15 protein-coding genes and 2 rRNA genes are annotated in these 21,370 nt (G+C 66.2%); 8 read left to right on the top strand and 9 right to left on the bottom strand.

The features are described 5' to 3' along the window. Window positions 1-101 precede the first annotated feature (101 nt). Both solA and ACMGFI_RS00080 read left to right on the top strand, forming a co-directional pair. Window positions 102-1,259: an N-methyl-L-tryptophan oxidase gene (gene solA, locus ACMGFI_RS00085; protein WP_436906518.1), complete on the top strand. Its 1,158-nt coding sequence runs from the start codon at window positions 102-104 to the stop codon at window positions 1,257-1,259. Between the two features lie 226 nt (window positions 1,260-1,485). Next, window positions 1,486-2,208 carry a hypothetical protein gene (locus ACMGFI_RS00080; RefSeq protein ID WP_436906517.1) on the top strand — a complete coding sequence of 241 codons (723 nt, stop codon included), beginning with the start codon at window positions 1,486-1,488 and terminating at the stop codon, window positions 2,206-2,208. Here ACMGFI_RS00080 and ACMGFI_RS00075 read toward each other — a convergent pair. From ACMGFI_RS00075 to ACMGFI_RS00060, 4 genes are all read right to left on the bottom strand, one after another. Next, on the bottom strand, window positions 2,202-2,567 hold the full coding sequence (locus ACMGFI_RS00075) for a DUF5658 family protein (RefSeq protein WP_436906516.1): 366 nt from the start codon (window positions 2,565-2,567) through the stop codon (window positions 2,202-2,204). The two genes, ACMGFI_RS00080 and ACMGFI_RS00075, sit on opposite strands and share 7 nt — an antisense overlap. 239 nt (window positions 2,568-2,806) lie before the next feature. Continuing rightward, the gene (locus tag ACMGFI_RS00070) at window positions 2,807-4,870 is read right to left on the bottom strand and encodes a beta strand repeat-containing protein (protein WP_436906515.1); all 2,064 of its coding nucleotides are present in this window, start codon (window positions 4,868-4,870) and stop codon (window positions 2,807-2,809) included. 14 nt (window positions 4,871-4,884) lie between these two features. Then, window positions 4,885-5,553, bottom strand: a complete 669-nt coding sequence (locus ACMGFI_RS00065; RefSeq protein ID WP_436906514.1) for a signal peptidase I — start codon at window positions 5,551-5,553, stop codon at window positions 4,885-4,887. Further along, window positions 5,498-6,148: a hypothetical protein gene (locus ACMGFI_RS00060; protein WP_436906513.1), complete on the bottom strand. Its 651-nt coding sequence runs from the start codon at window positions 6,146-6,148 to the stop codon at window positions 5,498-5,500. Before ACMGFI_RS00060 ends, ACMGFI_RS00065 begins: the two co-directional genes overlap by 56 nt. Before the next feature lie 349 nt (window positions 6,149-6,497). Here ACMGFI_RS00060 and ACMGFI_RS00055 point away from each other — a divergent pair, with 349 nt between their 5' ends. Together ACMGFI_RS00055 and ACMGFI_RS00050 are read left to right on the top strand one after the other, a co-directional pair. Continuing rightward, window positions 6,498-6,749, top strand: coding sequence for a hypothetical protein (locus ACMGFI_RS00055; RefSeq protein WP_436906512.1), 252 nt, complete (start codon window positions 6,498-6,500; stop codon window positions 6,747-6,749). After that, entirely contained in the window at window positions 6,746-7,216 is a 471-nt protein-coding gene (locus ACMGFI_RS00050) for a PIN domain-containing protein (protein WP_436906511.1), read from the top strand. Before ACMGFI_RS00055 ends, ACMGFI_RS00050 begins: the two co-directional genes overlap by 4 nt. 76 nt (window positions 7,217-7,292) lie before the next feature. On the opposite strand, the gene ACMGFI_RS00045 is transcribed toward ACMGFI_RS00050, so the two are convergent. Genes ACMGFI_RS00045 through ACMGFI_RS00030 form a run of 4 tightly spaced genes read right to left on the bottom strand, consistent with a single transcriptional unit; the run spans window position 7,293 to window position 16,152 of the window. After that, window positions 7,293-10,466: a SpoVR family protein gene (locus ACMGFI_RS00045; protein WP_436906554.1), complete on the bottom strand. Its 3,174-nt coding sequence runs from the start codon at window positions 10,464-10,466 to the stop codon at window positions 7,293-7,295. Between the two features lie 8 nt (window positions 10,467-10,474). Beyond that, on the bottom strand, window positions 10,475-11,785 hold the full coding sequence (locus tag ACMGFI_RS00040; RefSeq protein ID WP_436906510.1) for a YeaH/YhbH family protein: 1,311 nt from the start codon (window positions 11,783-11,785) through the stop codon (window positions 10,475-10,477). Window positions 11,786-11,801: 16 nt separating this feature from the next. After that, window positions 11,802-14,084: a PrkA family serine protein kinase gene (locus ACMGFI_RS00035; protein ID WP_436906509.1), complete on the bottom strand. Its 2,283-nt coding sequence runs from the start codon at window positions 14,082-14,084 to the stop codon at window positions 11,802-11,804. Between the two features lies 1 nt (window position 14,085). Then, complete coding sequence (locus tag ACMGFI_RS00030; protein WP_436906508.1) at window positions 14,086-16,152, bottom strand: PrkA family serine protein kinase; 2,067 nt, start codon at window positions 16,150-16,152, stop codon at window positions 14,086-14,088. 572 nt (window positions 16,153-16,724) lie between these two features. Between ACMGFI_RS00030 and ACMGFI_RS00025 the strand changes: the two genes are divergently transcribed. Both ACMGFI_RS00025 and ACMGFI_RS00020 read left to right on the top strand, forming a co-directional pair. Then, window positions 16,725-17,108, top strand: a complete 384-nt coding sequence (locus tag ACMGFI_RS00025) for a DUF5820 family protein (RefSeq protein WP_436906507.1) — start codon at window positions 16,725-16,727, stop codon at window positions 17,106-17,108. 115 nt (window positions 17,109-17,223) lie between these two features. Continuing rightward, complete coding sequence (locus tag ACMGFI_RS00020) at window positions 17,224-17,673, top strand: UPF0179 family protein (RefSeq protein ID WP_436906506.1); 450 nt, start codon at window positions 17,224-17,226, stop codon at window positions 17,671-17,673. A 23-nt stretch (window positions 17,674-17,696) separates the two neighbouring features. Here the strand turns inward: ACMGFI_RS00020 and ACMGFI_RS00015 are convergent, their stop codons facing one another. Continuing rightward, window positions 17,697-18,485 (bottom strand): M14 family metallopeptidase, encoded by a 789-nt coding sequence (locus ACMGFI_RS00015; protein WP_436906505.1) that lies wholly within the window; start codon window positions 18,483-18,485, stop codon window positions 17,697-17,699. 935 nt (window positions 18,486-19,420) lie between these two features. On the opposite strand from ACMGFI_RS00015, the gene ACMGFI_RS00010 reads away from it, so the two are divergent. Together ACMGFI_RS00010 and ACMGFI_RS00005 are read left to right on the top strand one after the other, a co-directional pair. Further along, window positions 19,421-20,892: ribosomal RNA gene (locus tag ACMGFI_RS00010) — 16S ribosomal RNA — on the top strand. A gap of 347 nt (window positions 20,893-21,239) precedes the next feature. Next, window positions 21,240-21,370 (top strand): 23S ribosomal RNA (locus ACMGFI_RS00005); the annotation flags it as partial.

Below are 21,370 nucleotides of genomic sequence, written 5' to 3'. Positions count from 1 at the left end.
ACCTGACAGGGGGGTTCACGCCCGTCCCGCGACCGTCGCGTGGCCGAGTGCGGTGGCCGGATGACGTAATCGCTTTGCCGGACGACGCCGCAGGGGTCGACATGACACCGAGCGGCGGGCGATACGACGCGATTGTTCTCGGAGTCGGGGGCGTTGGGAGTGCGGCGACGTACCACCTCGCTCGCCGCGGCGCCGCGGTCCTGGGGCTCGAACGCTTCGACGTGCCCCACGGCCGGGGCTCCTCGCACGGGCGGACACGACTGCTACAGCGGTTGCTCGACGGCGACCCGGCGACGGTGGCGATGGCCGACCGGGCTCACGAGGCCTGGCGCGCCCTCGAAGCGGCGACGGGCCGGGACCTGCTGACCGAGACGGGGTCGCTGGCGGTCGCCGTCGGCGGCGACGACCCCGTCGCGAGCGCACGACGGGCCTGCGAACGCCACGGCCTCGACTACGAGTCGCTGTCCGGCGCCGAGCTGTCCGAGCGGTTCCCCGGCTACGACTTCCCGGACGACGCTCAGGCGCTCTACCAGCCCGACGGCGCGGTCGTCGCCTCGGAACGGGGCGTCGTCGCCCACGTCGCCGCGGCGCTCGACGCGGGGGCGACGGTCCGGGCGCGCGAGCGAGTGGTCGACTGGGCGACCGTCGACGACGGCGTCCGCGTCGACACCGACCGCGACACCTACCGCGCGGACCGGCTGGTCGTCACCGCGGGGCCGTGGGCGGCGCAGGCGGTCGACGCCCTCGACGGGCTCGTCGAACCCTGCCGCCACGCGACGGCGTGGTTCGCGCCGAGCGGCGAACGGTCGGCCTCGCTCGCGGACGGGCGAGCGGGAGAGGCTGCCAGCGACCCCCTGCCGCCGTTCGTCGCGACCGTCGACGGCGAGAACTACTACGGGCTGCCCGGCCGCTCGCTCCCCGGGATGAAGTACGGCCGGGCGGACTTCCGCCCGACGGCCCCGGACGCCCTCTCCGACCCGACTCAGGCCGACGAGCGGCCGTTGCGCGCGTTCGCGGAGGAGCACGTCCCCGGCGCCGCCGGGGCGACGCTGCGGCTCTCGACCGGCCTCGTGACGAACTCGCCGGACGGGCGGTTCATCCTCGACACGCTCGCGGACGGCCGCGTCGCGGTCGCCGCCGGGCTGTCCGGCCGCGGGTACAAGTTCGCGCCCGCCCTCGGCGAGACCCTCGCAGACCTCGCGCTCGACGGCGGGACCGACTTCGACGTGTCGGGGTACGCGCTCGATCGGTTCGAGTGACTCAGTACCTTTAACTCGTATCCGACCGATCGATAGTTGACAATCGGAGCGGTCGCCGGTCGGGTGGGTACCGTGACCGGCGGCGCGGGCGACAGGGTGAGGTGGCAACCGATGTACGGCGTACCGAGAGCCGACGGACGGACGGGTTCGGACAGCCGTCGCTTCGGCCGGGCGTCGCGGGCGAGCGAGCCGGTTCCGGACGCCGTTCGCCGGCCGGGAGGTGACCGTGTCCGATCCCGATGACGTTCCGCCCGACCCGTCGACGGGGAACGACGGGGCCGACGACCCCGAGGGCGACGAACCCGAGAGCGAGACCGCGTCCGACGACCGGACGTGGCGCCGGCGGGCGCTGTTGCTGGTTCTGCTGTTGGTGCTCGCCTTCGTCGGCGGCGGTCTGGGGACGCTCGTCCTGGATCTCCCGGAGGACGTGACGCCCGGCGTTCGGACACCGTCGGGGACGCCGGAGCCCGCGACCGTCTCGCTCGAAACCTCTGAGAACAGGACGCTGCTCCGGGCTCGGGACGTCGCTCCGGGCGATTCGGGGCGTTCCCGCCTCACGCTCCGGAACACCGGGTCAGCGGCCGGCGAGATCGGCGTCTCCGGGGTGGTCGTCGACGGGTCGGAGAACGGGGTCGTCCAGGCCGAGGCGGCGGTTGACGACGACCCCTCCGAGAGCGAACTCCCCGAGCGACTGCTGGTCCGCCTCGCCGTCAGGTACCCGGACGGCGAGGCGGTTCCCGTCTTCGGCGACGGCGGCTTCGTTCCGCTGGCGGACACCGAGGGCACGAACCGAACGGTCGGCCGGCTCGGCCCGGGCGAGGCGGTGACCGTCGTCTTCGAGTGGCGACTGCCCGAGGAGACGGGCAACGTCGTGCAGAGCGACACCGCGAGCTTCGAACTCGCGTTCGGGATCAGGGCGCCCACTGCCGCCGAAACCCCGGATCAGTGAAGGAGAAGGCCGAGGTTGTGAACGGTGGTGTAGAGCCCGACGACCGCCAGCAGTAACGGCGGCGCGTAGAACATGAGTCGGTCGTCGTCGCCGACGCCAGCCCACAGGCTGATACCGATACACGCGTAGATGACCAGCAGTTTGAGCCCCAGGAAGCCGCCGCCGCCGAAGGCCATGATGGCCTGCCGGACGACCGGGTTCGCCTCGGTGTGTAGCGGGCTGAAGTAGACCAGGGCGATGGTCGTCACCACGTCTCCCACGCCGTAGGTCGCGACCGCGAGGAGCCAAATTCGCGAGAACGATATCTCGTCGAACGGCGTGTGGTCGAACGTGAGCCAGTTCGCCTCCGCTGTTGCCATTATCTGATCGAATAGCGGGACCGTGCATAATCGTACCGGCCTCATTTTCAATACTGATTCTGGAATGGGTACCCGGCCGCGATGTGGCGATCCGGTTCCGAACGACCATTCGTCCGAGGAGACAGCTTCGATGTCGTCGTACCGGGTCGGCCGTCGCTCCGTGCGTCCCGGACTCGCTCGAAAGCTCTACTGGCTGTCGCGGATGCGCTATCCCCGTCGCCTCGGCTTCGATCGTCTGTTCATCCGCTTACTTCCCCCTGTGCGGCCTCCCCGTTTTCTTCGACCCCCTGCGGTGAGTAGACGAGGGTGTCGTCCGAATCTGCGACGACGATCCCGTCGAAGTACAGGGTGAACTCACTTCTGCTCAGTGAAGCCTTAGCCGCACCGGAGTTGCTCCGTATCGTCGCGCGCTCGATGTTGATATCTCCGATCGACTTGAGGTTCACGCCGCCGTAATCGGTGCTGATATCGGCACCGATGGCTGAGATCGGCCCGCCCCGGCCCGCCTGTGCGCTGATGGTGACGCCGGCATCGGTTTCAACTGTCGACTGGTCGACCGTGAGTTGAACGCCCTTTATCTTGATCGACCCGTAGTCGCTCTCGAGTCGTGCTCCAGTCGCCGCGACCGGTCCCTGGTCGTTCTTCGTCCCCAGGAGCTCGACCCCGCCGGGCGCCACCGCCACGGCGTCACTCGCGCTGATCGACTGGCCCTTCAACGATATGGAGCCGCTGTTGGTAACCGTCAGGTCGGCGCCGTCGGCGCCGAGCGATCTCGCGGCGGTGACGCCGACCTGGCTCTGTGCGGTCAGCTTCGTCCCGCCGAGTGCGATGCTACCGTCGCCGTCGTTGGTCGCGGAGATCGTCACGGAGCTGTCGGTGTCGATCCTCGCGTCGGGTGCCGTCACGTCGTTGCCTTTCACCGTGATCGACCCGTAGTCGCTGGTGAGGTTGCCATCCCGTGCGGTGACCGTCCCGCCGTTGCCGTTCGTCGCCAGCAGTTTCACGTCGTTGTCGGTGTAGACGTTCGCGTTCGACGCATCCACGGACTCGGCCTTCAGTTCGATCAGGCTATACGAGGTGGTCACCGACCCGTCGACCAGAGTCAGTGAGTCCGTGGCCGTCATCTTGATCTGGGACCCGGCATCAACGTCTGCGGCACCGACATCGATATCGCCGCCCGTCTCGCCGGTCGCGGTGACCGTGACCGAGTCATCGGTATCCACTCGCCCGTCGGGGAGCGCCACCTGCTCGCCTTTCACCGTGATCGACCCGTAGTCGCTGGTGAGGTTGACTCCCGTCGCCGCGACCGGTCCGCCGTTACCGTTGGTCGCCAGGAGCTTGACGTTCGAATCGGTGAACAGTTCCGAGCCCGCCGCTTCGACGGACTCGCCTTTGAGCTGTACCAGGCTGTCGGACGTGGTCACTCTCCCGTCGCTTACGCCGACCGAGCCCGCCGCGGTCAGCTTGACCTGGCCACCGCCGCGGATGTCCGCGGATCCGGCCGCGATGTCGCCGCCACCGTTGCTCGTCGCCTCGACGGTGACCGTTCCGGCGGTATCGATCTGAGCGTGTCCGCCGGCAGTGGGTGCCAGCGAAACGGATCTCCCGGTCAGCGACACCGACCCGCCCTCGGCCGTCACCGCCGACCCGTCGAACGTGACAGTCTCGGTCGCGCTCACCGAGACGGCGCTCCCCCCACCGCTGATCGCCCCGTCCGTGAGCGTCACCTCGCTCCCCGAGACCGTGATGGACCCGGTGGTGTCTATCGACGTGTTCTCTCCGACTACTGCCCCACCGGCGTCAAGTTCGACGTTGCCCCCGCCGGCGGTCGCGGTGCCGTCGTCCGCCAGCAGGTCCCCACTCCCCGTCGTCAGCGCGAGCGAACTCCCCGACGTGTTGACCGTCGCACCGTCGATCTGGAGCCGGTCCGACCCGGTCGCGATCGTCACCCCGTCGCTCCGCGAGCCGACCCTGACGTTCGTCTTGAACCCGTCGGCGGTGATATCGATGGTATCGTTGACGACCGGCCCGACGTGTTCCGGAATGACGAGGTCCGCGGAACTGTTGGAGAACGTGTTGATCTCGTCCCGCGGGACCGGAATGTCCGCCCGGTTACACTCCCAGTTGTTGTCGGTGTCGATGCAAGCCCCCTCCCCGAGGTAGCCGAACTCCTGAGCCGCCGAGATCCCGCCGGTGGCCGACTCGGTATCGAGGAAGTACGCGTACGTGACAGAGCCCCCGGTGCCGGTTATCAACGCAACCGTGAGGACACACAACAGGACTGTCGCTATTCGACGGTTCATTCCACTCACACCGGCTATTTCGCTCGTATCTGTATGTCGCTAGATCGGTAGATGTCCCGTAGCTCACTCACCAGCAACAGCACCGACGGGACGACCACGAGCGCCGCGAGACCGAACTGGGTGTTTCCGAACGCCACGATGTAGCCCGCGAGCGGGACGGAGAACCACACCTTCCCGATGACGTTCTCCCCGCGTACGGGTTGGCTGTCCGGTGCATCGTTCGCGTCGCCCTTCGTAGTGAAGCGGTACTGTCCGTTCGTTCGCTCGATCTCGACGACTCGATGAGTGACTATCGTCCCCTCCGTCCCCCGTCGAAACGTGATGATGTCTCCGTTTTCGATCTGCGCCGGTGCGATATCGTTCACGATGACGAGGTCCCCCGCGCCGATAGCCGGCGACATACTGGAACTCTCGACGACGTACCCCTCCTCGGCACCGACTACCTGGGGAAAGGCGGCGATCGCGATCGGCACGACGACGACGAGGAACGCGGCTACCAGCAGGAATTTGAATACTGCCGTACGGTCGGGGATCGAATAGTTCATCCTGGTTAGCGACTCGCCTCTGTTTATCTGATCGCCAATCCGCCCGAGACCGGTCGGCCGACCGTTCCTCGAAGCTTCTCTCTTAGTTCCCGCCCGAGGAACCAGCCGAGATGTCGGTCGTCGAGAGCGGAGTTGCACCGGACTGTCTCGCGAGGAACGCGAAGCCGAAGTCGATGCTCGCGCCCTGGTACTCGTTGCCGACGTCTCCCAGGGAAACACCCAGCTCGAACTCGACGTAGTCGTCCGGCGACAGGGTGTACTCGTCGGTGTACGTGCTGCCCGCCAGGTCACTCAGATGGGTATTCTCACCGCCCGTGTAATCCACGACCTCGCTCGGATCCTCCGACGGTCCCGCGCTCAGGACAGCGGTGTCGAGGGTCAGTTCGCTCGTGAGGTCCGGACCACTTCCGCCCGGGGCGTTTTGGCCGCCCACGACGAGTCCCCAGTCCAACACGGGACTGCTGACATCTCCGGTGTACTGCGTCGACCCGATTGTAGTGGAGTCCCCACTGCCTTCCGGAATCAGGCCGGTGATGTTGAACGTCTCACCGGAGATGTCCCCCAGCTTGAGGGTGCCCGCTTCGATCGAATTACCGTTCGTTTCCGCCTCGTCGAAGAAGAGCGCGGTCGTCCCCGCACCCGCGGCCGCCGCGGCACCGCCGATTGTCACTATACCACCCAGAACGCGCCGCCGATTGAGTTCGATCGTCTTGCTGTTGTCTTCGTCTGTCATCTGAATCACCCGCCAGGGACCCAGACGCGTACCGGCGTCCGACCCACCCCTGGCACTTCCGGTCTGTAATCCACTACTAAACCTATGGAAATAAAAGCTTAGTGGCTTTCTCTCGGCGTGAAAACGGCTCGCTATCGGTGTTGATACTCCGTTTCAGATTCCGAGAACGGGGGACAGCGACCCGACGATCGGGCTAGCCACTCGTCGGGCTTGGTGTCGTAGTCGATGTCGTCGGCCGCGAGATGGTCGACGGGTTCCGAACGTGGGGTCTTCTCCCGGACCGACGAAACGATGGGCGATTCGTCGCTCCGAGCGTAGGTTTATAGACGATCACGACCGATTCGCACGTATGGCCGCCGAACTCTCCGAGCGCGTCCGCGAGATAGCGAACGCCCGCGATCTCCCCGAATCGGAGGTATTCGAGCGCGCGCTCGAACGCGGGATCGAAGACCTCTGGGAGGATCTGATACTTGCCCGGTATCTCGACGGCGATATCGACCGCGAGGAGGCGGTCGAACTCGTCGGCCGGTCGACGGTCGAACGCGCCGAGCGGGAGCGCGAGGTCGTCGAAGACGACATCTCCTGGGGCCTCGATGCGTGACTATCGCGGCTGTCTCGGATGCGGGGCCGCTCATCCATCTCGCCGGTATCGACTCACTGGAACTCGTCGACGCGTTCGACCGGCTGTTCGTACCCGAGACGGTCTACGAGGAACTAAACCGCGGTGGACTCCCAGAGGGATTGGCCGACCGATCATTCGAACTGGTCGCGGCACCTGACGAGGGTCCGGCAGGCGAGGATCTCGACCCTGGAGAGCGGGCAGCATTAGCAGTGGCGAGCGACCGAGACGCCGTCCTGTTGACGGACGACCTTGCAGCCAGGGCGGCGGCTTCGGAGAGTGGTATCGACGTACACGGCTCATTCGGTGTGATCGCGGTCGGCTACTCGCGCGGACTGGTCGACAGGGACGAGGCGGCAGCGCTGATGCGGGCGCTCCAGCGCGAAACGAGCCTCTTCGTCACGGATGCCGTCGTCGAACGCGGGATTCAGATGCTCGACGACGCATGAGAGCGACAGGAAAGGATCGTCCGAATCAACTGGGTGGCCCGAGAGAATCGACCGGGTGACCCCAGGGGGCAGACACTCAGGCCAGCCACTCGTCGGGCTTGGTGTCGTAGTCGATGTCGTCGGCCGCGAGGTGGTCGACGGCGTCCCACGGCAGTTCCTCGACGGTGACCTCGTCGCCGTCGTAGCGGATCAGCCGTCCCACCTCCTCGGGTTCGGGTTCGCGGTCGCGGCGCTTGGCGACCTCCACGTCGTGCTCGTCGAACTCCTTGACGATGGTCTTGAGGTTGACGGGCCGGCCCCACAGCTCGAACACGCGCTTCAGCGTGTCCTTGGCCTGGCCGATGTCCAGCATGACGCCGTTGTACTGGTGGGCCAGCAGGAGCTCGTTGCGGTTGTTGTAGTTGCCGTCCTCGACGACGACAGTGGGCTTGCCGAAGTTGGTGAACTGCAACATCAGCTTCTTCTTCACGTCGGTGTAGTCGGTCGACGTGACCCGGTAGTCGCCGGTCGACTGGGTGTACTCGTAGGTGAAGTAGTCGTTCTCGTCGACGAACTCCTGGGTGAGGAACTCGTCGAGGAAGGTCACGTCGTTGTGGCTCTCGCGGATCTCCCGCATCCGGTCCCAGCCGCGGGCGTAGTCGACGTTCGCGAGCGCCTCCTCGACGGAGCCGTACCGCGAGTCGTCGAACATGTACCGGGACACCCGCTCCAGTTCCTCCTGGCTGACCCGTGAGACGAACCCGCGGTTCTGGGGCTTGGTCAGCGAGTAGTGCCGTTCGGCCAGCCCCTCGTAGGTCAGCACCTTCCACGGGTAGGTCTCGACGTCGACCTCGCCGTCACGCGCCGCCTCCAGCGCCTCCCCATCGACGCGGGGGTCCTCCGGCTCCAGATCGTCGAAGTGTTCGACCACCGAGGCGACCTCGGGGTCGGGTTCGATCAGGTCCAGAACCCGCTCGAAGTCGACGGTGTCGTGGAAGTTGCGCCAGGTGATCCCGTCGACCCGGAGCAGGTGCTCGACGACCTCGCGGCGGTTCGTGGTGTTCTCGACGTACTGCCAGATCTCCAGGCCGAGCTTGTAGGGATTGAGCCCCGACGAGCCAAGCACCTTCGCCATGTGGTCGGCGTAGAGGACGAACTCGTCGTCCCCCGCGAAGTTCTCGCCGGTCATCATCGCAGACTCCCAGTAGGAGTTGTGGTTGACGAACCCGGCACCGGCGTAGCGGTGCGTTTCCTCCACGGAGATGTCGTACACAGTGCCCTCGTCTTCGGAGATCGAGACGACCTCGTCGGTCCAGGATTCGTCTTCGAACCACGAGAGGTCGTCAAGATATGCCTGAAGCGACTCGGACTTCTCCGCGTATCCGAATCCGATCTCCTCGGCGAACATCTCCGCTGACCGGCCGGTCAGATGCACGTGATAGCAACCGTCGGTCTGCTCCCGGCGGCGGCTCAGAATTCCGAAGTTCGCCAGCAGAAGTTGTACGGTCCGGCTCATCGATTCGCTCTTCGTACTGAGGATAACACCCTGGTCACCCGCGTATCCGTCGGCGTCCATCAGGCCGCGGACGAACTCGGCAACGACCGACCGGGGCGAGCGGCGGACGGGTTCCGGGACGACCTTCTCGGCGGCTGCCTTCCCGACGGGAAGGTCGAACTCGTCAACGAGAAGCGACTTGAGTGCCTCCGAGTACCCGTAAACGCGCCACCGCGAGCCTTGTTTTTCGACCGTCGGGTCGACACCGAACAGTTCACTCGCGAGGCCAGCGAACTCCTCTGCGTGCGCCTCCTCAGCCGTTGTGAACCCGACATGCCGGGAGTCGGTAGCGATATGGCCGTCTCCGACCAGAAGTCCGAGGAACCGTCCGAACTGTTCGGTAACGCGGTCCGGAACACGGATCGGGTCGAGTTGGGCGGTAGACCTGTCGTGACCCTCGTAGCGGTCGAGCGCGTCCGCTATCGCGTCGGCCTCTTCCGCTCGTCCCGTCTCTCGGTACCGCAGCACCGTCCATACGGAGACACCCACTTCTTCAGCCACATCCTCCAGAGTAACGTGAGTCGGGTTCTCCCAGCCGACGGGCACATATTCGTCGGGCCATACGCCGTTCCCGCCAGAGATCTCGATCTCGTCGCCGAGAGACAGCTCGTCCATCCGGATCCAGGACCCATCGGGCCGTCGGACGCGATGGTTGTTCGACCCGGTAAGTTCGAAGCCGCGACGGGTCTCGACGGTCACGATGTCGTGATCCTCGATGATGTTCGAGTCGTACACTGAACGTTCCGTTTCACCGTCGGAGACCGTGGTGTGGTTCTCGACCACTTCGCGCATCGGAACGAGACCCTCCGCCGTGAACACGTCCGTGTCCGGGGCGACACAAGCCCACCCCTCGTTCATCACCTTCGTCATCTTCTGGGGGGCGAAGTAGTAGGCCTCCCGGCGGAGCATCTCCAGGACCTCCTTCTGCCAGTCGGCCATCTCGGTGGCCTTCGCGGCGTCGCCGTCGTACTGCATCCCGTGCTTGCGGAGGAACCCGAGCACGTCCTTCTCGGGTTCGGCGGGGAACGTGGGGCCGTCCTCGTCGTCGGCCTGGGCCTCCAGCCACTCCTCGCTGAAGACCTGTCCCTTGACCTCGTCCGAGAGGTCCAGCTCCTCCAGCTGTTCGGACACGTCGGCGGTGTCGTGCTCGTCGATGAGGTCGATCCGCGTGTCGATGGGCTCGTAGGGGACGTGCTGGTCGATGTTGTCCTCCAGCGTGAGCACGTGGTCGATCCACTTCTCGACCTCCCCGCGGTCGATCTCGGGGTCGGTCATGAACTCCTCGATGGCGTCGGCGTGGCGCGCCAGCATCGCCGCGGCGTTGGGGTCGTCTGCGAACATCCCGAACCACTCGTTGTTCGCGAAGAAGTCCGCGTGGGCCTCGACGTGGGTGATCACGGCCTTCTGGTCGGCCAGGGTGTTCGACTCCTGGAGGAAGGCGTGGCTGGGGTCGTCGTTGTTGACGATCTCGAAGGCCTTACCGCCGAGGAACTGCCCCTGTTTCTGCTGGCGGTCGTACTTCATGCCCCACCGCCAGTGGGGGTACCGCTGCTGGAACCCGCCGTAGGCGATGAGCTCGTTCATCTCGTCGTAGTCGACGATCCAGTAGTTCACCTCGTAGGGGTCGAGCCCGAACTTGCGGGCGAGGTTGCTCGCCTCGTCGACCGGCTCCTCGAGGTCGGCGGCGACCCGCTGGGCCTCGATCCGGTCGTCCATCGGTCTGCTCATTGTGAGTCCTCCTCGGTGCTGAGGATGTCGTAGATGGCGTCGACCACGTCGTCCGGGCCGGAGACGTAGGCGACGGCCACGTCGTCGGCGTCGCGGAAGTTCCGCTCGACCTCCTCGGCGTGGGTCGCGTTGATCGCGTTCCCGCTCGGCTGGGTCTCCACGTACGCGTGGAGGTTCGCCGGGATCTGCTCCATCAGCGGGACGACCCGCTCCTCGGTGTCATTCGAGGAGTTCTCGGAGTCGCCCGCGGCGAACACGTACCTGTTCCACTCGCTCCAGGGGTACTCCTCCAGCAGTTCGGCGGCGAGTTCGTAGGCGCTGGAGATGCGCGTCCCGCCGCCGCTGCGGATGCCGAAGAACTCGTCGCGCTCGACCTCCCAGGCGTCGGCGTCGTGGGCGATGTAGACGAACTCGGCGTTGTCGTACTTGCCCTGGAGGTACCAGTCCAGCGGGGTGAAGGTCCGCTCGACCAGTTCCCGCTTCTTCTGGCGCATCGACCCCGACACGTCGCGGATGTTGACGACGACGACGTTCTTCTCCCGTTCCTCGACGATCTCGGGGTAGCGGTAGCGCTCGTCCTCCCGGCGGAAGGGCACCTCCTCGATGCCCTCCCGGCGGATGCGCTGGGCCGTGTCGACCCGCTCGGTCTCGGTCTCCATCTCCGCCAGGCTCCCCCACGTCGTCCGCTCGTCGTCGGGGATCTCGGCGTAGGCCTCGTCGATCCAGGCGCGGGAGACGGGCATGTTCTCGCCGCGGGCCCACTCGAAGACCCGCGCCGGCCCCCAGCCGTCGATCTTCAGGGCTTCCCGCACGTAGTCGCGGTCGAAGTCCATCGCGAGCTTGCGCTTCAGCCCCTGCTTGAACAGCCGCTCGAAGTCCAGCGTCGACGTGGGCCCCGAGCGGGTGATGTCCGTGAAGTCGCCCTCCGTCTCCTCGACGACCTTCTTGCCCTTCGGGTCGAGGTCGAGGCCGAGCTGCTCGTCGAGCTCCTGGGCGAACTCCTCGGGGTCCATCTCGTAGTACTCGTGCTCGCCGCCCTCCTCGCCGGGGTCGCCGTCCTCGTCGCCGTCGTCGCCCGGCTGGGGCTCGGCGTCGACCGGGTCGCCCTCCTCGGCGTCGCCCTGCCCGACCCCGCCCTGGTCGCGCTGGTCGTAGGCGAACTCCGGCAGGTCGACGATCTTGATGGGTACCCGAACGGAGTCGGGGCGGCTCTGCCCGAGGTCGCCGTACTGGATGAACTCCGACAGATCCTGCCGGCGCTCCTCGCCGACCTCGCGGTAGCGTTCGAGGTCCTCTCTCAGCCCCATCGTTCACCTCCGGTTCTCAGTCCCATTTGTAACTCACCTGGCTCATGACGTGGCGGCTGGTCAGCTCCGCGGAGGCCTCGCTGTAGTCGAACATGTCCTGCATGTTCTCCACGGTCTTCGCCTTCAGGTCGGCCGTCTCGGTACCGCTCGGGGGCTCGTCCCACTGCCGGGGGTCGAAGTCCTCGTAGGCGCGTTTCACGTCGTCCCACGAGTGGCTGCCCAGCACGGTCTGGATGACCGGGATCTCCTTGGGCGAGACGTCCTCGACGTGGAACTCCTCGTCCCGGCGCTGCCACGCGTGGCGGTTCAAGGCGGTGATGATCTTCTCCTCGCGGAACGCCTCGACGGCGTCGTCGGGGCGGTCGCCCGCGTAGTTGTCCTCGTCGAAGCGGCCGAGGTGTTCGACCTCGAAGACCTTCATCTTCAGCGGGTCCGGGTCGACGAACTCGCCGCGCTCGTTCTCGATGCGCTCGTCGGTCGACCACGCGTAGACGTGCTCGATGTACTCCTCGACGGTGGCCTCGTCGACGCGCTTGTCCCGCATCATCGCGTCGAGCACGTCCGCCTCCTGCTCGCCGAAGACGTGGTTCTTCACGGGAACCACGCGCTCCTCGAAGTCGGCCGCCTCGGCGTTCGAGAAGACCGGCGCCGACGAGAGGTCCTCGGCCATCGCGTTGAGGATGTCGCGGGGCATGACGACGTGCTCGACCGGCAGGTCGGCGTGGTGGCGGTCCTGCTCGCGGTGGAACAGGTCGGCGATCTCGTCGCGCGTGTACGTGACGGGGATGCCGTGGTCGCCGTCGGTGCCCCCGTCGGCGAAGTCGAACTCGTCGGCCTCGACCCGCTCGTCGCCCTCCTGAAGGTAGCCGCGGTCGAACAGGAGCGCCTTGTCGACCAGGTCGTGACCGTTGGGCACGTCGCTCACGTCGAGTCTGGTGACGACGGCGTACAGCGCCGCGGCCTCCAGGGCGTGCGGGGCGAGTTCCTTCGCGTTGACCTCGTCGTTCTCGTCGCGGACGCGGACGGTCAGCGGCTCCTGGATCCACTCCTCCAGCTCGCTCCACGAATCGGCGTCCCACACCTCGGTCTCGTCGGTCAGCTCCCGCCGGAGCAGTTCGGTCTCCAGCGAGAGGTTGGTGAGGTAGGTGAACTCGTGTTTGTCGAGCCGCCGCTTCAGCGCCTTCAGCGGGTCCTGGCCCTCGCGGTCGGCGTGCTGGTTGAGTTGCGCTTCGAGGTCGGGGTTCGAGATGATGATCATCTGGGTGTCGATGTCCATCCCGATGCCCTTGTCCAGCTTCACCGACTTCTCGTCGGGGACGTTGAGTAGCTTCTGGAGCAGGTCGGCGTGCTGGGCGGCGTCCTCGACGACCGTCAGCAGGCCGTTGCCCTGCGAGAGCACGCCGTCGTAGGAGAACGCCTGGGGGTTCTTCCGGCCTCGTGAGTCGAGTTCCTGGAGCATCCCGCGCATCCACGAGCCGACGAGGCGTTCCTTGGGCGGGCCCTCGTCCTCGGAGTGGAGGACGCCGATCCCCTGTCCCACGTCGACGACGTAGTTCTTCACGCGGAGGTGCTGTGGGTCGGTGATGGCCGAGAACAGCTCCTCGACGCCCTGGCGGCGGTAGTGCTCCTCCAGGTAGTCGTAGGCCTCCCGGCAGAACGGGTCGAGTTCCCCCTCGGCGCGGACCGGGATGTGGTCGTCGAGTTCGTCGTTGAGGCGGGCGACCAGGTCCTCGCGCACGTCCTCGGGGAACACCGAGAGCGGGTGTGACTGGACGGGGCTCTCGTACCAGTCGTCCTCGTCGGCGACCGGTTCGTCCGCGTAGGTCAGCCCCGCGCTGTCGCCGCTCGCGCCCGCCACGTTCCACTCGACGGTGTAGCGTCGGCCCTCGTCGGTCTTCGAGTACTCGCGCAGTCCGTTGATGAGACAGCGCTTCAGCTCGGACTTGCCCGTCGCCGTCGGACCGTCGAGCCAGACGATCTTCTCGTCTTTGCCGCGGCCCGCCGCGATGGATCGGAGGTCGTCGACGAAGGCGTTGAGCACCTCGGTGTTGCCGAGGATGGCGTGTTCGCCGTCGTTGTGCGGGTCGTCGAAGAAGCGGTAGCGCTCCTTCTGGTCGCCCTCCTCAATGACGGTGCGAGTGCCGGCGGCCTCGATGGCGCTGAGCAGGTACTTCGAGGCGTGGGCGGCCAGCCCCGGCCGTTCGAGCACGAGGTCGACGTACTCGGCGAGGCTCCGGGGCTCCTCGTAGGTGCGGTCGAGCGAGCGGTCGGCCTCGCCGATGAAGTCGTGTCCGCTCATGTCACTCTTCCATCTCGCTCTTGGCGACCTCCGCACCGGCGAACTCTAGCACCTCCCGCGCGCCCTCCTCGGAGTAGCCCTGCTCGATGAGCGCGTCGATCCACTCGTTGCGCTCGTCGTCGTCCATCTCGCCGCTGGAGACCAGCGCGCTGAAGTTGATGTTGTGCTTCTTGTCCTCCCAGAGTTTGCGTTCGAGGGCGCGGCGCAGGCGGTCGTTGTCCTGCGGGTTGAACGTGTCCCCTTCGCGCGCGCGACGGCTGACCCAGTTGGACACTTCCTGGCGGAAGTCGTCCTTGCGGTCCTCGGGCAGGTCGAGCTTCTCCTCGACGCCCCGGAGGAACTGCTCGTCGGGTTCCTGCTCGCGGCCCGTAATTTCGTCCTCGACGGTGTCGTCGTCGATGTAGGCCATCACGTGGTCCATGTACTTCTCGCCCTGGCGCTGGATCTCGTCGACGTCGTAGGCTAAGGCGTGGCGAACGTCCTCGATGGCCCGCTCCTTGTACTCCTCGCGGACGAGTTCGAGGTAGCGGTGGTAGGTATCGAAGCGGTCCTCGGGGATGGAGCCGTGGTTCTCGATGTTGGCTTCGAGGTGGTTGAACGTCGTCAGCGGCGAGAGGAAGTCCCGTGAGCGGTGCATCGAGTCCATGATCGCCTCGGCGATCTCGTCGCCGATGAACCGCGGGGAGACCCCCTCCATCCCTTCCCCGATCTCGGCCTTCTCGGCGGCCTCGTCGCGGAGCTTCTTCACGTCGATGTCCTCGGCCTCGTCGATCTCCCCGTTGTAGGCCTTGGCCTTCTGGACGAGCGTGACGTTGCCCGTGTCGGGCTCCTCGATGCGGGTGAGCACGCCGAACAGGCCGGCCATCTCCAGGGTGTGGGGCTCGACGATGATGTCGGGCAGGTCGGCGTTGTCGAGCATCTTCTCGTAGATGCGCGCCTCCTCCTCGTACTGGAGGACGTACGGGAAGTCGATCCGCTTGGTGCGGTCGTTGAACGCCTCCATCTTCTCGTCGCCCTTCTTGTCCTTGTACTCGGGCATGTTCGTCCGCCCGACGATCACCTGGTCGATGTCGATCCGGGGGTTGTTCTTCGGCTTGATCGTCTGCTCCTGCGTGGCGTGCAGGAAGTCGTAGAGGAACTCCCGCTGGAGTTTGAGCAACTCTTCGCCGGAGAAGATCCCCCGGTTGGCGTTACAGAACGCCCCCGAGTAGTCGAACGCACGGGGGTCCGACTCGCCGTAGACGGCGATCTTCGAGTAGTTGACGTCGCCCGTCAGTTCGGTCTCGTCCTGGTTCTTCTTGTCCTTGGGCTCGAACGTCTCGATGGCCTGGCGCATGTTCTCGTCGGCGACCAGGCGGATGATCTCGATGTGGTTCTCCAGCACCTGCTGGAGGTCGTCGTCGTAGTGGGCCAGCAGTCGGTCCATGTAGAACTCGCTGGCCGGATCGAGGGCCTGCTCGTTGCGGATGGTGTAGGGGGCGTCCAGTTCCTCGTTGATGTCCTCGATGACCCGGTCGCGCTGCTCCTGGGGGAGCAGGACGAGCGGGTCCTGGTTCATCGGGGAGCGGACGGTGTCGTCGGCGGGGTCCTGGTCGGGGATCACGTCGCAGAGGTTGGTCCACCGGAAGGTGTACATCCGCCCGGCCTCGGAGCGGGTGTAGTCCTCGTAGTAGCGACGGACCTGGCGGTCGAAGTCGGACTTGCCGGAGCCGACCGGACCGAGCAGGAGCTTGATGCGTTTCTGCGGGCCGAGCCCGCGCGCGCCGGACTTTACCTTGTTGACGAACTCGTGGATCGACTCGTGGACGATCCGCCCGTAGAAGGTGTTCTCGCCGTCGTTCAAGGGGTCCTCCGAGGCGAGCTTGTACTCGACGACGCCGGCGTCCTCGTCGTACTCGGTGCCGTAGTAGTCGAACATGTCGGCAACGCGCTGGTGGGCGTTGCGGGCGATCGTGGGCTCGTCGTAGAGCTGGTCTAAGTACGCGTCGAACGACCGGTGCTCCCGGAGGTCCGCGGGGATCGTGTCTCTGTACTCTCGACTCAGCTCTTCGAGGGTTTCCTGTGTCATGCTATCACGGACAGTTCGCGTCGAACTGTACTTGCGCCAGCGCGCTCGTGCTGACGGTTCGCGACCGGCGAAGGCCGCTCGTGGTCCGGCGCATCGCTCCCGGGACTGCCCGCCCGCCCCCCAGGGCGGCGTCGCTCGACGATCGGGTGCCGTCGAAACCGCCGGGGCGAGTCCGTTGTCACGTGTGAACACCTACCAGCCGCGAATCGCGCGGGCGACCCTGCGGCGTCTGCGGCAGCGTACCGTGGAGCAACCACCGATACTAATAATATATGAGTCCCGCCGACGCATAAGCCTTTCCGCGAGACCGGCGCTCCCCTCCGTTAATTCCGGATCGACCCGAACGAAAATAGCACGAGGGCGAACGATTCGTGTGTCTCATGACCACGGTAGGTCGGACGAGTACGTAGATGTCGCCGAGACGCGGCGGTTCGAGCCCCGCTGGCGGTGGGTATCCGAGGCCGCGCCAGGCCGACTCGGGAGGGCCGGGGAGTCCGCCGGGACGGAGGCCGTGGAGGGAGCCGTTCGGTTCCGACCGCGGGACTCTTTGGCCGCGGGGCTCATCGGGGAACATGGCATTCGAAGGGCTGACCGACGACTGGGCGGTCTGGTCGGACGAGCCGGAGAAGGCCGTGCTGGCCTACCGGCCGGACGTGTTCGACGGCGCGGAGTTCCCCGCGCCGTGTCTGCCCACCATCTACCTCACGAAGGGTCGGCGCAGTCGCCACCCCGGGACCCGGACCCGCCCGAGCGACCCCTGGGTCGTCACGCTCTATCTCGAACCCGAGGTGAACCGCTCGCCCGACGAGTACGACACCCGCGAGGCCGCCGAAGACGGCGCCGTCGAGCTGGCCGGGCGGTTCGCCGACGGCGATGTCGACTACCGCGACCTCTACCAGGTACCTCGGGAGGAGTACTTCGGGAAGCTCGACGAGCTGACCGGCCGCGAGGCGTGACGCACGCGGCGGTCGCGGGGGCTGGCGCGCTCGCCCTCGCAGCGCCGCCACGGCGGAGTTCGTTCGGCGGGTCGCGGCCGGGGAACTTAATCCGCGTCGCCGTCAACCGTCGGGTATGTCGACGCTCACGCTCGTCGGGTCCCGCCTGGCCGAACCCGGACAGGAGTTCGTCTACCGGGGCGAGGCGAGCGCCTGCGACGGATGCCCGTACCGCGACCAGTGTCTCACCCTCACCGAGGGCCGCCGGTACCGCGTGGACTCCGTCCGCGAGGACGGGAGCACGCTCGACTGCGGCGTCCACGACTCGGGAGTCGTCGCCGTCGACGTCGTCCCCGCGAGCGTGCGCGCGAACGTCGCCAGCGCCAGCGCCTACGCCGGGAGCAAGGTGTCGCTGGAGGGTCCGTGTCCGCACACCGACTGCCCGAGCCACGAACTGTGCGAGCCCGAGGGCGTGGAGCTCGACGAACAGCGACGGATCGAGACGGTCGTCGGCGACCCGCCCCACGACTTCTGCGCGCTGGACCGGGAGCTGACGACCGTCGAGTTCGAGGCCCACGAGGAGTAACTACGTCGCCGTAGCGCGCGCGATCAGTCCGACAGCGTGCCGACGCGCTCGGCGGTGTAGCCGAACACGTCCTCGTAGCCGTACGCCGACAGCAGGACGGGGTGGAAGTCCTCCTCGGCGATCACGGCCTCGCCGTCGGCCGTCGCGATCGTCTCGCCCGCCACGACCTCCTCGAAGTTCTCGACGAACACCTCGTACTCCTCGGCGGCGGCCTTCGGGACGGGGTCGCCCAGCCGGAAGACGGGCAGGTCAGCCTGGTGGGGGGTTCCCTCGTCGGGGAGCGCGCCGGTGGCGGCCAGGAACTCGCGGACGACCCGGTGTGCGTTCTCGGTCGCCCGGTCGGAGCCCTGGTAGCCGCACTCGACCTCGACCGTCTCGGGGGCCACCTCGAAGATCCGCCCCTCCGCGTGGCCGGTCTCGACGACCGCGTCGATCGACAGGCGGGGACAGACCTCCCGGGCGAGCTCGCGGACCTCGTCGACGAGCGCGAACATCCCGCCGTAGGACTGCGTGCTGTGCAGCGCCAGCGTCACGCAGCCGCGGAGCTCCTCGCCGAGTTCGTGGGCCAGCCGGATCTCGTGGCTCCGCCCGTCGGCGCGGCCGGGGAACGACCGGTTCAGGTCCGCCTCGACGTAGCGTTCGCCCCGTTCGATAGCCTCCTCGTTGGCGACCACGAGTTTCACCGGCCGCGACACCTCGGGGCGGTCCGCCATGAGGCGCTCGACCGCCCTGACGCCGGCGGGTTCGTCCCCGTGGATCCCGCCGACGACCGCGATCTCCGGCCGACCGTCGCCAAGCGTCTCGACTCGCATTCGCCCCGATATTACGGCCTCGCCCGTTTAGGTGGTGTGTTTCGTGCCGGGCGCCCTACCGGCGGTTCGACCCGGGGCGACACCCGACGAACCGCTCACACTCGCCGGACGGCCGCTCCATGCACCTCGCGCACGCGGGACCGGCCCGCCTCGCGCACGCGACACAGTCGAGGACGGCGCGCGGTCGAGATCGCGCGCCCGAAGCGCGCGCGACTCGCGGAGGTTCGCTCGGTGCGGGGGTTCGCGTCGGACGATCACCGCGGCCGCGCGCGCTCCGGCCGGCGCAGGGGCGCTCTGGAGGCGATTCCTGTCAACAGTACAGCCGGAACTGCGCCTCCGGCGCGAACCTGTCACTGGCGGCGCTGGTCCGGCCGGAACTCCTACATAAATCCGTCCATTCGATCCCGTCGGAGAGCACTTCTAACGCGTGTTTTTCCCTCACATGGGGGCCCTCGCTTCGTAAGGGTTTTACAGTGGACACCCATCCGTTGGAATACGTTCGACGCGCGGTGGAAGCGGGGTCACCCGTGGTCCGCCGTGCCCGACACGTGCGGTGCGGGAGACAGCCCCCGACGCCCGGGATCACACTTAAATCCGGCGCGGCCGCGACGGCCGCTCCGGTGCCGTCGTGTGATTTCGGACGAAGGTGGGCGCGTCTTTCGGAACCATTAAGTGGGGTAACCCACTACGATGATATCCGCACGAGGGAAGGCGGGACGCGGCCGACGGCCGCACCGGCTTCCCGACCCATGAGGATTCCACCCCTGCGGTCCGCCGTACAGATGGGATCTGATGTGAGCCCTGACAGTTCGGTGATACCCGACGCGGTGCGACGACGGTGTCACCGACTGACGGACCAGACATACACGCACACGTTGACTCGTGTGCTACACGTTGATAGCGTGTCTCCGCCAGATCCCGGCTTCGCCGGGAACATTCCGGTTGATCCTGCCGGAGGCCATTGCTATCGGAGTTCGACTTAGCCATGCTAGTCGCACGGGTTCAGACCCGTGGCAAATAGCTCAGTAACACGTGGCCAAACTGCCCTACAGATCGGAATAACCTCGGGAAACTGAGGCTAATCCCGAATAGGACTTCCGCGCTGGAGTGCCGGGAGTTCGAAACGTTGCGGCGCTGTAGGATGTGGCTGCGGCCGATTAGGTAGACGGTGGGGTAACGGCCCACCGTGCCGATAATCGGTACAGGTTGTGAGAGCAAGAGCCTGGAGACGGAATCTGAGACAAGATTCCGGGCCCTACGGGGCGCAGCAGGCGCGAAACCTTTACACTGCACGACAGTGCGATAGGGGAACTCCGAGTGCGAGGGCATAGAGCCCTCGCTTTTGTAGACCCTAAGGCGGTCTACGAACAAGTGCTGGGCAAGACCGGTGCCAGCCGCCGCGGTAATACCGGCAGCACGAGTGATGGCCGATCTTATTGGGCCTAAAGCGTCCGTAGCTGGCCGTGCAAGTCCGTCGGGAAATCCAGTGGCTCAACCTCTGGGCTTCCGGCGGAAACTGCTCGGCTTGGGACCGGAAGACTCGAGGGGTACGTTCGGGGTAGGAGTGAAATCCCGTAATCCTGAACGGACCACCGATGGCGAAAGCACCTCGAGAGCACGGATCCGACAGTGAGGGACGAAAGCTAGGGTCTCGAACCGGATTAGATACCCGGGTAGTCCTAGCTGTTAACGATGCCCGCTCGGTTCGGCGCAGGCTACGAGCCTGTGCCGCGCCTCAGTGAAGACGTAAGCGGGCCGCCTGGGAAGTACGTCCGCAAGGATGAAACTTAAAGGAATTGGCGGGGGAGCACTACAACCGGAGGAGCCTGCGGTTTAATTGGACTCAACGCCGGACATCTCACCAGCACCGACAACGGTAATGATGGTCAGGTTGATGACCTTACCCGACGCCGTTGAGAGGAGGTGCATGGCCGCCGTCAGCTCGTACCGTGAGGCATCCTGTTAAGTCAGGCAACGAGCGAGACCCGCGTCCGTAATTGCCAGCGGCACCCATGTGGTGGCCGGGTACATTACGGAGACTGCCACGGCTAACGTGGAGGAAGGAACGGGCAACGGTAGGTCAGCATGCCCCGAATGTGCTGGGCAACACGCGGGCTACAATGGCCTGGACAGTGGGTTCCCACACCGAGAGGTGGCGGTAATCCCCTAAACCGGGTCGTAGTTCGGATTGAGGGCTGAAACTCGCCCTCATGAAGCTGGATTCGGTAGTAATCGCGTGTCAGAAGCGCGCGGTGAATACGTCCCTGCTCCTTGCACACACCGCCCGTCAAATCACCCGAGTGGGGTCCGGATGAGGCCTGGATACCCAGGTCGAATCTGGGCTCCGCAAGGGGGATTAAGTCGTAACAAGGTAGCCGTAGAGGAATCTGCGGCTGGATCACCTCCTACTGACCGGGACCGGGGCGTTGCCCCGGCCCACCTCGCCTGCCATGTCGGCAGGCACCCGGTGACACCCGACCGCGCCGGTCGGGCACCGAACTGTCAGGGCTCACGCTTCCCTCTCACGAGGGAGACCGACGCTCACTGGCAGCCCACCACTACGGTGGCTCGGTTCGACTCCGAGTCGGTCCATACACGGGCCTCGTGCCCGTCGAACTGATGCACCATCCCGCGAAAGCGCGGTTGGGAAGGGTTCGATGTCGTCCCCGCAACCGACGGGGGCGAGCGATGACGACCGTGTGTACGTGCAATCCAGACGTCAACTGGATCCGTATCATCGGGATACGTGTATCCGACAAGTGGCTACTATGCCACCTGGTGAATAGCTCGGCTCGAGTGCCGACGAAGGACGTGCCAAGCTGCGATAAGCCTGCGGGAGCTGCATGGAAGCGAAGAACGCAGGATCTCCGAATGGGAATCCCCAC

Source organism: Halosimplex marinum (assembly GCF_051414075.1).
In the GTDB taxonomy this organism is placed as follows: domain Archaea; phylum Halobacteriota; class Halobacteria; order Halobacteriales; family Haloarculaceae; genus Halosimplex; species Halosimplex marinum.
This window is presented reverse-complemented; position numbering and strand designations above follow the sequence as displayed.

Coding starts and splice junctions, on each gene's coding strand:
- ACMGFI_RS00025 (WP_436906507.1), top strand. CDS start 16,725: ATGGCATTCGAAGGGCTGACCGACGACTGGGCGGTCTGGTCGGACGAG.
- ACMGFI_RS00040 (WP_436906510.1), bottom strand. CDS start 11,785: ATGGGGCTGAGAGAGGACCTCGAACGCTACCGCGAGGTCGGCGAGGAG.
- ACMGFI_RS00035 (WP_436906509.1), bottom strand. CDS start 14,084: ATGAGCGGACACGACTTCATCGGCGAGGCCGACCGCTCGCTCGACCGC.
- ACMGFI_RS00075 (WP_436906516.1), bottom strand. CDS start 2,567: ATGGCAACAGCGGAGGCGAACTGGCTCACGTTCGACCACACGCCGTTC.
- ACMGFI_RS00055 (WP_436906512.1), top strand. CDS start 6,498: ATGGCCGCCGAACTCTCCGAGCGCGTCCGCGAGATAGCGAACGCCCGC.
- ACMGFI_RS00030 (WP_436906508.1), bottom strand. CDS start 16,152: ATGACACAGGAAACCCTCGAAGAGCTGAGTCGAGAGTACAGAGACACG.
- ACMGFI_RS00015 (WP_436906505.1), bottom strand. CDS start 18,485: ATGCGAGTCGAGACGCTTGGCGACGGTCGGCCGGAGATCGCGGTCGTC.
- ACMGFI_RS00045 (WP_436906554.1), bottom strand. CDS start 10,466: ATGGACGACCGGATCGAGGCCCAGCGGGTCGCCGCCGACCTCGAGGAG.
- ACMGFI_RS00060 (WP_436906513.1), bottom strand. CDS start 6,148: ATGACAGACGAAGACAACAGCAAGACGATCGAACTCAATCGGCGGCGC.
- ACMGFI_RS00070 (WP_436906515.1), bottom strand. CDS start 4,870: ATGAACCGTCGAATAGCGACAGTCCTGTTGTGTGTCCTCACGGTTGCG.
- solA (WP_436906518.1), top strand. CDS start 102: ATGACACCGAGCGGCGGGCGATACGACGCGATTGTTCTCGGAGTCGGG.
- ACMGFI_RS00020 (WP_436906506.1), top strand. CDS start 17,224: ATGTCGACGCTCACGCTCGTCGGGTCCCGCCTGGCCGAACCCGGACAG.